This window comes from Donghicola mangrovi, assembly GCF_013377535.1.
In the GTDB taxonomy this organism is placed as follows: domain Bacteria; phylum Pseudomonadota; class Alphaproteobacteria; order Rhodobacterales; family Rhodobacteraceae; genus Donghicola; species Donghicola mangrovi.
The window spans coordinates 218,857-230,867 of sequence record NZ_JABCJE010000004.1 but is presented as its reverse complement, the minus strand read 5'-3'; the positions used below and the strand labels follow the sequence as shown (position 1 = coordinate 230,867).

Genomic DNA, 12,011 nt, shown 5'->3' with positions numbered 1-12,011 from the left:
TGTCATGCCGCGAACCGCGATATGCTGAACGGCTCCAGCGGCGTTTCGCACGCGCCGGTGGTGATCAGTTCGGCCATCGCGTCGCCCACACCGGGCCCCAGCTGGAACCCATGCCCGCAAAAGCCAAACGCGTGGTACAGCCCGTCCGTGGTGCCCGAAGCGCCCATCACGGGCAGCCCATCGGCCACATATCCTTCGCAGCCCGACCACTGGCGGATCACGGCCACATCGCGCAGGGCAGGGAAGATCTGCACCAACTGCCGCAGCTGTTCTGGCAACACGTCGAAATGCGCCTTGGCATAGCCGTCCGGCCCCACATCGGACCGAGGCACCCCGCCGCCGAACACGATATTCCCCCGCTCGACCTGCCGGAAATAGGCCCCATGATGCTGCGCCCACACGCCGATCACGGGCAGAATGCGGTGGGGCAGGGGCTCGGTCACGCCCATCTGCGGGCCGTGCATGGTCAGGGGGACGGTTTCGCCGAAATCCGCCGCGATCTGCCGGCCCCAAGCGCCCGCGCAGTTCAGGACAGCTTCGGCGTGGTAGGTGCCCTTGGTGGTCCGGACCGTGAAACCGGCCTCGGTCTTCTGAATGCTGGTGATGGTCGTGTGATCCATAATCCCGGCCCCATCCCGCGCCGCCGCACTGGCGAACGCTGGTGCGGCCAGCCGAGGGTTCGCGGACCCGTCATTGGGGGAAAACGATGCCCCGATCGCCGTTGGCCCCAGCATCGGATAGCGGCGGTGCAACTCGGTAGCGGACAGTTCCTCCAGTTCCAAGCCCCACGGCACGGCGTCCTGAGCAAACCGGCGCATGTCGGCCAAACTCGCCTCGTCAAAGATCAGCCGCAGGTGGCCAGTGGCGCGGAATTCCACGTCGCGCCCCAGCAAGGCTTCGGCCTGATGCCACAGGGCCAGCGACCGATGGGCCAAGGGCATCTGCGGCAGATACCGACCCGACCGGCGGATGTTCCCGAACGACGCCACCGTTGCGCCCGCGCCGACATACCCGCGTTCGATCAGGCGCACTCGTGCCCCGCGCCGCGTCAGAAAGAACGCCGCCGCGCTGCCCATCAGCCCGCCACCGATCACGATCACATCCATTCCGGCCCCCTTTTGCGTTTCGCCCATCTCAGCCCGACCACGGGGCAGGGGTCAAAGACGGGAAACGGGGTGGGTCATAAGCCGCTCTTATAGGAGGCCGCGATGCGCGCCAGACAGCTAGAGGTTTTCACCGCCGTCATGCGGGCGGGCACCGTGACAGGGGCGGCGCGGCTGCTCAATATTTCCCAACCGGCGTTGTCCCAAGTGCTGATGCATTGCGAGGATGAACTGGGCTTTCCCCTGTTTGACCGCGAAAAGGGGCGGTTGCGCCCAACCCCCGAAGCATTGGAACTGTACCCCGAGGCCGAGCGCCTGTTCGCCAACCTCGAAGGACTGCGTCGCAAAACGCAGGATTTGCGGCTGGGGCGGGCGGGGCTGGTGCGGATCGCTTCGTCGGCGCCCCCCGCGATGTCCCTGTTGCCGCAAGCGATGGCAGCGTTTCGGGCACGTCATCCCGATATTCTGCTGCGCTCTCATGTGGCGCCGATTGCCAGCCTGATCTCGATGCTCAGGGCGGGGGATGCGGCGCTGGCGCTGGCTTTGGATGACCGGCTCGCCCCTGATATCGGCGTCGAAATCCTGCGGCAGGTGGGGTTCTGTTGCCTGCTGCCCGAAGGGCATACTTTGGCCGATAACCCCGCGCTGACCTTCGCCGATCTGGAGGCTGAGCACATCATTTCCTACCGCGCCGCGACCCGCCCCCATGACGAGCTGGACCAAGCCGCCAGGGCGCAGGGCCTGCGCTTCGCCCCTCAGCTGGAGATTGACGTGTCCATCTCTGCCGTGGGGTTCGTGCAGGCCGGATTAGGCGTGGCCGTGGTCGACGATCTGCTGCCTTGGAGACAGTTCTCAGGGGTCGTAACGCGGCCCTTGTCAGGCGCGCCCGACATGCCGCTGGCCCTACTGACATTGGCGGGCAAAGCCCTGTCCCGCGCCGAATCCCTGATGACAGACCAGATCCGCGCCGCCATTCCATAAGCCCGCCTTATAGCCTGCCGCGCCATGCGTCTTGGACGGGCGGGCCACTTTCTGGTGGCATCAAGGCCAACGGAATGACCCAACCAAAGGCACATCAAATGGACGGCAGCACCCCGATCCCCGCCGACGCGGACTGGAAAATCGGTGTCGATATCGGCGGCACTTTCATGGATTTCTGCGCACTGGAAACTCGCTCGGGGCGGATTGCTTCGCTCAAGGTGCTGACCACGCCCGATGATCCGGGGGCCGAACTGCTGATCGGCCTGCGGCTGCTGGCGGAACGAGAGGGGCTGGAGCCCGAAACCGTCAGCCGCTTTGTTCACGGCACGACCGTCGGGATCAACACGATCATCCAGCGCAAAGGGGCCGATCTGGCGCTGATCACCAACGCGGGCTTCGAGGACGTCATCGAACTGGCCCGCCTGCGGATGCCCGACATGTATTCGCTGTTTTGCCACCGGCCCGATCCCTTGATCCCCCGCGAACGCATCTTCGGCGTGCCTGTGCGGATGCGGGCGGGCGGTCAGGAAACGGTGCCTTTGGACCGCGCGGCCTTGGCGGATGCCGTGGCGGCCGCCCAAAAAGCCGGTGCCGAAGGGATCATCATCGCCTTCCTGCACAGCTGGTCCGATCCCGCCCAAGAGGCGCAGGCCAAAACGTTGATCGAGGAAATGGCCCCCGATCTCTTCGTCTTTACCTCGTCCGAGGTCTGGCCGGTGATCCGCGAATACGAGCGTACCTCGACCGCGATCCTGAACGGCTATGTGCACCCGCGCGTGTCGGGCTATCTGACCGCGCTGCAAGACCGTTTGGCGGGGCAGGGCGTTCCCGCGCGGCCAATGTTGACCAAGTCGAACGGCGGTCTCATGACCGCTGGCGAAGGGCGGCGTGACTGCGTGTCGATGCTGCTGTCCGGCACGGCGTCGGGCGTGATCGGGGCGTCTTGGCTGGCGCGGCAAGCGGGCGCAGACCGTGTGTTGACGCTGGATATCGGCGGCACATCTGCGGATTTCGCGCTGATCATCGACGGAGAGGTCCGGTTCGGCACTGACGAATTGATCGGGGAATTCCCGCTGCACATCCCGTCCGTGTCGGTCAGTTCGATCGGGATCGGCGGCGGATCTATCGCGTCGGTGGACGACCACGGCGTGCTGCGCGTTGGGCCTGAATCGGCGGGGTCTTCGCCCGGTCCGGCGTGCTATGGGCGCGGCGGCGACCGTGCCACGGTGACCGACGCGATGGCGGTTTGTGGTTGGCTGGGACATTCCCAGATGGCTTACGGACAGCTTCAGATGGATGTGGAGCTGGCGCGCCAAGTGGTTGGCAAGCTGGCAACGAAACTGGGACGCGGGCTGGAAGAAACCGCTCAAGCCATCCTCGACATCGCCATTTCCGAGATGTTCGTCGAGGTCGAGAAACTGTCATCCCGCGCGGGCGTGGACCTGCGGGATTTTGCCCTGATGCCGTTCGGTGGGGGCGGCCCGATGCTGGGGGCGTTTCTGGCACGCGAACTGGGGATGCGCAGCGTGATCGCGCCGCGTAGGCCGGGGGTTGTGTCGGCACTCGGCGGCCTTGTGGCCGACCTGCGAGGGGACTTTATTCGCACGATCTTTGCCGATCTGGATGCTTTGGCAGGGGCCCCCCTGCAAGACGTCTATCAGGCGCTGGCGAGTGAAGGGCAATCATGGCTGCAGGCCCAAGGGCACGACGGGGCAGGTGATCTGCGCCTCTCGGCCGATATGCGCTATGCGGGTCAAAGTTATGAAATCGAGGTGGCCATCGACACCGATTGGCTGGCCGACCCCACTCAGATCGCGCAGGCCTTCCACGAAACCCACCGCCGGATTTACGACTTTGACGACCCCGCTGGCCGGATCGAAGTGGTGAACCTGCGCCTCTCGGCCATCGGCACGGGGCCAAAGCCAGACTTCCCCGTTCAGGCGGCGGGCAACGCCAGCGCCGAGCCCACCCGCCTTGTCCCCGTTTACCTGAACGGCTGGCAGAGGGTGCCCCTGTTCGACCGCGCTGCCCTCGGCGCAGGGGCCACATTCGCAGGCCCCGCCATCGTCGCCCAAGAGGACACGACCTTTGCCATCCCTGGCGGCGCCACGGCCCAAGTGGACGCCCACCTGAATATTCACCTGACCTATGCGGAGTGAGCCGATGTTCGACAAAATGACCCTTTCGGTGCTGGCCAACCATGCCCGCGCGGCGGCCGAGAACATGGCCCACACCCTGCACCGCACCGCTCATTCCGCGTTCGTCAAGGAAACGCAGGACTTTACCGTCATGCTTATGGACCGCGCGGGCGATACCTTTGCCGTCCCGATGGAGCTGGGGGCCACGTGGTACCCCGGCCTGACCTATGGCCGCGCGATCGCGATGGTGGATGATTACCGCCCCGGCGATGTGGCGTTTACCAACGATCCTTATTCCGGCCACGTCGCGACCCATGCGCCAGACACCCATCTATGGAAGCCCGTGTTCGCCGAGGGCGAGATCGTCGCGTGGACCGGCGGGCATATCCACAACACGGACATGGGTGGCGCGGTGCCGGCGTCCTTGTCCCGTTCGCTGACGGAAATCCACCAGGAGGGCATCCGCTTTCCCCCGATGAAGCTGGTCCGCGAGGGCGTTTTTGACGAGCAAATCCTGCGGATCATGGAGACGAACGTCCGCAAGCCTGCCCTGAATATCGGGGATATCAAGGCCCTCGTCGGGGCCCTGAACACCGGCGAACGCAAGGTGCAGGCGATGATCCAGCGCTTTGGCAAGGCGGGGTTCGTGAACGGAGTCGCCGCCCTGATGGATCAGGCCGAGGCGCAGGCCCGCGCCGTTTTGGACCAGATTCCCGACGGCGACTACGTGTTCGCCGACTATGCCGATGAGGACAGCGATCAGGCCAACCCGTGCCGCCTGAAACTGACCCTGAAGATCAGGGAGGACAGTGCGGTTCTGGACTTTACCGGCTCCGATCCACAACTGGCCTCGTCCTTGAACGTGCCAAGTGGCGGCGATCCGCGCCACACCATGCTGCTGGTGGGGGTGTATTACGTGCTCTACACCCTGAACCCGCGGATTTTGCTGAACACGGGGCTGACGCGCCCCTTCACCTGCATCGCGCCCGAAGGGACTGTGTTGAATCCCGTCGCCCCTGCAGCCGTGGGGATGCGGTCCTTGACCTGCGCCCGCCTGCGGTCGGTGATTTTCGGCGCGTTTTCCCAAGCGATCCCCGACCGGATGCCCGCCGCGCCTGCGGGCAACAATTGCATCGTCAACGTCATGACCCGCGATGAGCGCACCCAGAAAACCGTGATCGCCGCCGTGAACCCCGTGGTCGGCGGCGGCGGCGGGATGCCCCACCGCGACGGGACCAATGGCTCGGGCGCCGACGCGGCCTATCTGAAAAACACCCCCATCGAGATCACCGAGACCGAAGTTCCTGTGGAATTCGTCCGCTATGGCTTGGCGCAGGACAGCGGCGGGGCGGGCTATTGGCGCGGTGGATTGGCGACCGAGATGGCCTTCCGCGTCTTTGCCCCCGACACGCGGATCACGGCGCGGAACCGCGACCGGTCATTCTTTCGCCCTTGGGGGGTGATGGGTGGCAAGGCCGCAGGCCTGTCCGACATGGTGGTGAACGCAGGCACCGAGGCCGAGCGTCGTTTGGGCGCCGTGGACACCGCCATTCTGGAGCCGGGCGATGTGCTGACCGTGCGCTCGGCAGGGGGCGCGGGACGGGGATGCCCCTTGGATCGACCTTCCGAACGGGTCGCGCGGGATGTGGCGGGGGGCTATGTCTCCGAAGCCGCCGCGCGGGAGGAGTACGGCGTTGTGCTGGTGGAAGGCGAAGTGGATGTTGTGGCGACTGAGGCATTGCGGGCGTCTATGCCCCGCTATACCGGGCATTTCCACTTCGGGCCGGAGCGGTCCGGTTACGAGGCCCAGTGGACCGATGAGGCCTATGATCTGTTGACGGACATTCTGGCGGATTTGCCGATCCACTGGCGGTTCTTTGCGAAAACCGAGGTGTTTCGCCAGATGAATGGCCGTTCTGGGGCCTCTGGAGTGGCGGAGGCCTTCGAAGAGGTCTGCGCCCGCTTCCCCGAATTGCCCCGTCCCGCCGCCTATGCAAGAGCCGCAGAATGACTGGCGGCCGCGTGAATCGGTTGGCAGAAATGGGCCGCACGCCCATCGCCTTTCATCTGGACGGGGAGCCCGCCAGCGCCCTGTCCGGTGACACGGTGCTGACCGCGATCTTGTTGGTCCGCCCCCACCTGTGCCGCGCAGAATTCGGCCCCGAGGGGCGGGCAGGGTTCTGTCTGATGGGGGCCTGCCAGGACTGCTGGGTCTGGCAGGAAAACGGCCCTCGCCTGCGCGCCTGTTCTACCGAGTTGGCAGAGGGGATGCGGTTGCTCACCTCTGCCCCCGAGCCTTGGGGGCAGCCATGACGGTGCTGATTGTGGGTGCGGGGCCGGCGGGGATACGGGCTGCTGAAACCTTGGTTAAGGCTGAGCTTAGGGCGGTCATCGTGGACGAAGGCGCAAGCGCCGGTGGTCAAATCTATCGTCGTCCTCCAACCGGTTTCGTCCGCCCGCCATCAAAGCTCTATGGAGCCGAGGCGCGGAAGGCTGTCCATTTACATGAAACCTTCGACCGGATGGTCGCGGCGGGGCAGGTGGAATATCGGCCCAAGACCTCGGTTATGGCGCTTCGGGATGGTGTGGCGCAATTGGTTGGGCCGGACGGGCTGTCGGACCAGCGATATGATCGCTTGATCCTTGCGACGGGGGCGATGGATCGCGTGCTGCCAATCGACGGCTGGCAGAGTGGCGGGGTTTATACCCTTGGCGCGATGCAGATTGCATTGAAGGCGCAAGGGGTCGCGCTGGGGCAGCAGATTGTGCTGCTGGGGTCGGGGCCTTTGCTGACGTTGCTGGCCTCGCAACTTCTGAAGGCTGGGGCGGATGTGCGGGCGGTGCTGGATACGGCGTCGATGCGCAGTCAGGTCAACGGCGGGATGCGGATGCTGGCCGCGCGGCCCTTGGTTACCTTGCGCGGATTGTCCATGCGGGCCGGTTTGCGAAGGGTTTACCATTCGGGTGTGACAGGGTTGCGGATCGACACCGATGTTGATGGCCCTACTGCGGTGCACTGGCGCGATGCCTCTGGCCGAACGTACAGGACCAAATGCGACGCGGTCGGGATGGGGTGGCATCTTCGGGCAGAGACCCATCTGGCCGATCTGGCGGGGGCTCAGTTCCGGTGGGACGACGACTTTGCCCAATGGCTGCCGCAGGTGGATGAGTTGGGGCGCGGGGGCAAAGGGCTCTATCTGGCGGGCGACGGTGCGCGTCTGCTCGGGGCGGATGGTGCTGAAATCGCAGGACGTTTGGCTGGGATCGCGTGTTTACACGACCTTGGGCTGACGGCCCCCGATCCCTCTGCCGATTTGCGGCAAATGCGTCGAATGAAGCGGTTTGCGCGGGGAATGCAGAGCGCCTTTCCTTGGCCCGCAAAGCTGGCCGCGCAGACACCCGATCACACGGTCCTGTGCCGATGCGAAGGGATCACCGCTGGTGATCTGCGCCAGACAACCGACTGGTCTGGCCCCGAGGCGAACCGTACCAAGTCCTTGGGCCGTGTGGGTATGGGCCGCTGTCAGGGGCGCTACTGCCAGCTGGCAGGTGCCGAGGTTATTGCGGCGCAATCGGGGCTGCACCCTAGGGATGTGGGCCGCCTGCGGGCTCAGGCCCCTGTGCGTCCGGTGCCGATCGACGCCCTGATCAAGGACTAAGCCCACTGGCAGCACAATCTTCTGCGTAGCGCCCCCTGCGCCGCAGAGGATTATGCCGTGCTGCCCGCGCATTCGGCAGCATTGCCCGCCGCCGGTGCCTGATTTTCATCATGACAACCGGCGAAAGACTTTGCGATGACAATTGCCTTTGATCCTGCGACCCCGACCTTGCCTTGTGCCCACTATATCGGGGGCGCCTATGTGCCTGGTGCCGAGGGCATTGCGGTGACCTCGCCCTCGACCGGAATGGCGGTGGGGGCGGTTCCGGTGGCGGACGCGGACATCGTGGATCGGGCGGTTCAGGCGGCGCGAGATGCATTGGCGTCTTCTGGCTGGGCCGGATGTGCGCCCCGTGACCGGCTGAAAGCCTTGCATCGCTGGGCCGATCTGATTGAGGCCGAGGCGAGCACTCTGGCGGGGCTGGAGGCGATCTGTTCCTCGCGCCCCTATGCCCATGCACTGACCGGCGATGTGACCGTGACGGCCGAGCAAATCCGGTTCTTCGCCGAATTCGCGGACAAAGAGGGTGGCTCGCTGGCCCCCACCAATGACAGCAGTTTCGGCTATATCGACGATGCGCCCTATGGGGTGATCGGGGCGATCACGCCTTGGAACTTCCCGATCTCGATGGCGGGGTGGAAGCTGGGGCCAGCCTTGGCCGCAGGGAATGCGGTGGTGCTGAAACCGTCCGAGATGACGCCCTATTCCACGCTCTACATGGCTGAACTGGCCGTTAGGGCGGGCATTCCGGCAGGGCTGATCAACGTGGTGATTGGCGACGGTCCGACCACGGGGAATGCGATCACAGGGCACGGGAACATCGACAAAGTGTCCTTTACCGGATCGACCCGCGCAGGCGCCGCAATCATGGAGAATATCGCCCGCACCGGCATCAAACCCATGACGCTTGAGTTGGGGGGCAAGAGCCCGATGGTGGTTTTTGCCGACGCTGATCTGGATCTGGCGGTGGACTGTCTGGACCGTGGGATCACTCCCAACGCCGGCCAGTTCTGCGTGGCCGGATCGCGCATCATTGTGGCCAGAGAGATTGCCGATGAACTGGCCGCGCGGCTGGCCGAACGTTTCCGCGCCTATCGCCCCGCTGATACCTTTGCCGCCGATCCGGGCTTCTGCCCGATCATCTCGGACCGCCAGCTGCAGCGGATCGACAGTATCGTTCAGGCGGGCGCGAAACAGGGCGGGGAAATCCTGTGTGGTGGGGCGCAGTTCGACCATCCGGGCAGCTTCTATCAGCCGACCCTGATCGCGGGCGTGGACGCTGCAAACCCCGCCGTGACCGAGGAAATCTTTGGCCCCGTCGCCACTTTCCAGACCTTCGAGACCGAGGAAGAGGCGATGCAACTGGCCGCCCACCCGACCTATGGCCTGTGTGCGGGGCTTTTCACCCGCGATCTGTCCCGCGCCCTGCGCCTGTCGCGCAAACTCGAAGCGGGCACCGTCTGGATCAACCGCTATGGCCGCAGCCGCGACCACATTCTGCCCACTGGCGGGTGGAAAGCCTCTGGCCTTGGCAAGGACCTGGGCCGCGAGGCCTATCACGCGAACCGCCGCACGAAATCGGTGCTGATCGACCTCTGATCAGCCAAAGGAGACAATGAATGACCCCCTACAAGATCGCCCTGATCCCCGGTGACGGCATCGGCGTGGACGTGACCGACGCCACCATGCAGGTGCTGGACGCTGCCGGCGCCAAGTTCGGTTTCACGCTGGAGCCGACCACCTTTCCTTGGTCCTGCGAATACTATCTGGAGCACGGCGCGATGATGCCCGAGGACGGGATCGAAACCCTGAAGGGCTTTGACGCGATCTATCTGGGGGCCGTTGGCTGGCCCGCGACGGTGCCTGATGCGGTGTCCTTGCACGGGCTTCTGCTGCCGATCCGCAAGGCGTTCAAGCAATATGCCAACATCCGCCCCCACCGCCTGCTGGCCGGTGTCGAAGGCCCGCTGAAGGCCGAAGGGTTCGACATCCTGTGTATCCGTGAGAACACCGAGGGCGAATATTCCGGCGCCGGTGGCCGCGTCCATCAGGGCCAAGGCAACGAGGTCGCCGTCGAGACCGCCATTTTCACCCGCGAAGGTGTCGAGCGGATCATCAGGTTCGGCTTTGAGCAGGCTATGATGCGCCGCAAGCATCTGACGTCGGTGACAAAATCCAACGCGCAGAAATTCTCGATGGTGTTCTGGGACGAGGTGACGCGCGAGGTTGCCGCCGACTACCCAGAGGTTACCGTCAGCCACATGCATATCGACGCGATGGCGGCCAAGATGGTGATGGCCCCGCAGGACTTGGACGTGATCGTGGCGTCGAACCTCTTTGGCGATATCCTGACCGATCTTGGGGCGGCTATTCAGGGGGGCTTGGGCTTTGCGGCCTCGGCCAATATCAGCCCGGATCGCGCGTTGCCGTCGATGTTTGAACCCGTTCACGGATCGGCCCCCGATATTGCGGGGCAGGACATCGCGAACCCCATCGCGGCGATCTGGTCGGGGGCGATGATGCTGGAGCATCTGGGGCAGACCGAAGCCTCGGCCGCTGTTCTGAAGGCCATCGAAACCGCCACGGGGCAGGGCATCGGCATCCGTCCGGGCCTGAATTCCACATCTGAAATCACCGCGGCGATCCTGTCCGCACTGGAGGCTTGAGCCATGCAGTTGAACGATCCCGATCTTTTCCGTCAGGCCGCGTTGATCAACGGCGAATGGATTGCCCGCGATGATATGGCGGTGATCAACCCTGCCACCGCCGCGCCCATGGGCCACATGCCCGACTGCACGGCGGACGAAACCGCCGCGGCCATCGCCGCCGCCGAAGAGGCGATGATCGCGTGGAAGGCCAAGACCCATCTGGAGCGCGCTGACCTCTTGATGGCGTGGTACGATCTGATGCTGGACCACGCAGACGATCTGGCCATGATCCTGACCTGCGAACAGGGCAAGCCGCTGGCCGAGGCTAAGGGAGAAATCCTGTACGGTGCGTCCTTTGTCCGCTGGTTCGCCGAAGAGGGGCGCCGCATCAACGGGCACATCATCCCGTCGCCGGTTCCGGGCAAGAAGATATTCGCGATGAAAGAGCCCGTGGGCGTCTGCGCGATCATCACGCCTTGGAACTTCCCCAACGCGATGATCACCCGCAAGGTCGCGCCGGGTTTGGCCGCTGGCTGCACCATGGTGATCAAGCCGTCGGACTTCACCCCCTATTCGGCCTTGGCCTTGGGCGTCTTGGCCGAGCGGGCGGGCATCCCCAAGGGCGTCCTGAACATCCTGACTGGCCGCCCCGAGGTCATCGGCGCGACCCTGACCGCCAGCCCCGTGGTGCGCAAACTGTCCTTTACCGGATCGACCCGCGTGGGGGCTTTGCTGGCGGAACAGTGTGCGCCGACGCTCAAGAAGATGTCGCTGGAATTGGGCGGCAACGCGCCGTTCATCGTGTTCGATGACGCAAATCTGGACGCAGCGGTCGAAGGGGCGATGGCCTCGAAGTTCCGCAATGGGGGGCAGACCTGCGTCTGCGCCAACCGCATTCTGGTGCAGTCGGGCATTCACGACGCGTTCGTGGCGGCTTTGGCGGCCAAGGTGGACGCCTTGAAGGTCGCCGCTGGCACCGAAGAGGGCGCGATGATCGGCCCGATGATCAACGCCGCCGCCATCGACAAGATCAACGCGCACGTGGCCGACGCCATGTCGAAAGGCGCGACCAAAGCCACCGCAGAACGCGACTTGGCCGCAGGGTTCGCGGATCCCGTGGTGCTGGTCGGCGCGACCACCGAAATGCGCTTGGCGTCCGAAGAAACCTTTGGCCCCGTCGCGCCGATCTTCAAATTCGAGACCGAGGAAGAGGCGCTGGCCATCGCCAACGGCACACCGTTCGGCCTGGCCGCGTATTTCTATACCACGGACTTGGCGCGGGCCTTCCGTGTGGGCGAGGCGTTGCAGGCAGGGCTCGTGGGCCTGAACACCGGCGCGGTCAGCCACGCAGAGGCGCCGTTCGGGGGCGTCAAATCCTCGGGCCTGGGCCGCGAGGGCGCGCAGGAGGGGATCGAGGAATACCTTGAGACCAAAGCCTTCCATTTCGGCGGGCTCTGAGCCGCGCAAAGCAACAAAAAGGGC

The 12,011-nt window shown here is 64.9% G+C and carries 9 protein-coding genes; 8 read left to right on the top strand and 1 reads right to left on the bottom strand.

All coding sequences use genetic code 11. From position 1 onward, the window contains the following. Positions 1-2 precede the first annotated feature (2 nt). Positions 3-1,106 (bottom strand): NAD(P)/FAD-dependent oxidoreductase, encoded by a 1,104-nt coding sequence (locus HJ536_RS11620; protein ID WP_177157823.1) that lies wholly within the window; start codon positions 1,104-1,106, stop codon positions 3-5. A gap of 102 nt (positions 1,107-1,208) precedes the next feature. Between HJ536_RS11620 and HJ536_RS11615 the strand changes: the two genes are divergently transcribed. The 8 genes from HJ536_RS11615 (at position 1,209) to HJ536_RS11580 (ending at position 11,987) form a co-directional block, all read left to right on the top strand. After that, the gene (locus tag HJ536_RS11615; protein WP_177157822.1) at positions 1,209-2,084 is read left to right on the top strand and encodes a LysR family transcriptional regulator; all 876 of its coding nucleotides are present in this window, start codon (positions 1,209-1,211) and stop codon (positions 2,082-2,084) included. Positions 2,085-2,158: 74 nt separating this feature from the next. After that, the gene (locus HJ536_RS11610) at positions 2,159-4,243 is read left to right on the top strand and encodes a hydantoinase/oxoprolinase family protein (RefSeq protein WP_228028702.1); all 2,085 of its coding nucleotides are present in this window, start codon (positions 2,159-2,161) and stop codon (positions 4,241-4,243) included. Between the two features lie 4 nt (positions 4,244-4,247). Continuing rightward, positions 4,248-6,233 carry a hydantoinase B/oxoprolinase family protein gene (locus HJ536_RS11605; protein ID WP_177157821.1) on the top strand — a complete coding sequence of 662 codons (1,986 nt, stop codon included), beginning with the start codon at positions 4,248-4,250 and terminating at the stop codon, positions 6,231-6,233. Continuing rightward, complete coding sequence (locus HJ536_RS11600; protein WP_177157820.1) at positions 6,230-6,535, top strand: (2Fe-2S)-binding protein; 306 nt, start codon at positions 6,230-6,232, stop codon at positions 6,533-6,535. Before HJ536_RS11605 ends, HJ536_RS11600 begins: the two co-directional genes overlap by 4 nt. After that, on the top strand, positions 6,532-7,881 hold the full coding sequence (locus tag HJ536_RS11595) for an NAD(P)/FAD-dependent oxidoreductase (RefSeq protein WP_177157819.1): 1,350 nt from the start codon (positions 6,532-6,534) through the stop codon (positions 7,879-7,881). The genes HJ536_RS11600 and HJ536_RS11595 overlap by 4 nt, the downstream gene beginning before the upstream one ends. A gap of 135 nt (positions 7,882-8,016) precedes the next feature. Continuing rightward, entirely contained in the window at positions 8,017-9,480 is a 1,464-nt protein-coding gene (locus HJ536_RS11590) for an aldehyde dehydrogenase family protein (protein ID WP_177157818.1), read from the top strand. A 20-nt stretch (positions 9,481-9,500) separates the two neighbouring features. Next, entirely contained in the window at positions 9,501-10,547 is a 1,047-nt protein-coding gene (locus HJ536_RS11585) for a tartrate dehydrogenase (protein WP_177157817.1), read from the top strand. A gap of 3 nt (positions 10,548-10,550) precedes the next feature. Further along, positions 10,551-11,987, top strand: a complete 1,437-nt coding sequence (locus HJ536_RS11580) for an NAD-dependent succinate-semialdehyde dehydrogenase (RefSeq protein WP_177157816.1) — start codon at positions 10,551-10,553, stop codon at positions 11,985-11,987. The last annotated feature ends 24 nt before the right edge of the window (positions 11,988-12,011 follow it).

What these genes read in the sequence shown, in the direction of transcription:
- HJ536_RS11615 (WP_177157822.1), top strand. Translation starts at nt 1,209, where the DNA reads ATGCGCGCCAGACAGCTAGAGGTTTTCACCGCCGTCATGCGGGCGGGC.
- HJ536_RS11620 (WP_177157823.1), bottom strand. Translation starts at nt 1,106, where the DNA reads ATGGATGTGATCGTGATCGGTGGCGGGCTGATGGGCAGCGCGGCGGCG.
- HJ536_RS11580 (WP_177157816.1), top strand. Translation starts at nt 10,551, where the DNA reads ATGCAGTTGAACGATCCCGATCTTTTCCGTCAGGCCGCGTTGATCAAC.
- HJ536_RS11595 (WP_177157819.1), top strand. Translation starts at nt 6,532, where the DNA reads ATGACGGTGCTGATTGTGGGTGCGGGGCCGGCGGGGATACGGGCTGCT.
- HJ536_RS11590 (WP_177157818.1), top strand. Translation starts at nt 8,017, where the DNA reads ATGACAATTGCCTTTGATCCTGCGACCCCGACCTTGCCTTGTGCCCAC.
- HJ536_RS11585 (WP_177157817.1), top strand. Translation starts at nt 9,501, where the DNA reads ATGACCCCCTACAAGATCGCCCTGATCCCCGGTGACGGCATCGGCGTG.
- HJ536_RS11605 (WP_177157821.1), top strand. Translation starts at nt 4,248, where the DNA reads ATGTTCGACAAAATGACCCTTTCGGTGCTGGCCAACCATGCCCGCGCG.
- HJ536_RS11600 (WP_177157820.1), top strand. Translation starts at nt 6,230, where the DNA reads ATGACTGGCGGCCGCGTGAATCGGTTGGCAGAAATGGGCCGCACGCCC.
- HJ536_RS11610 (WP_228028702.1), top strand. Translation starts at nt 2,159, where the DNA reads ATGACCCAACCAAAGGCACATCAAATGGACGGCAGCACCCCGATCCCC.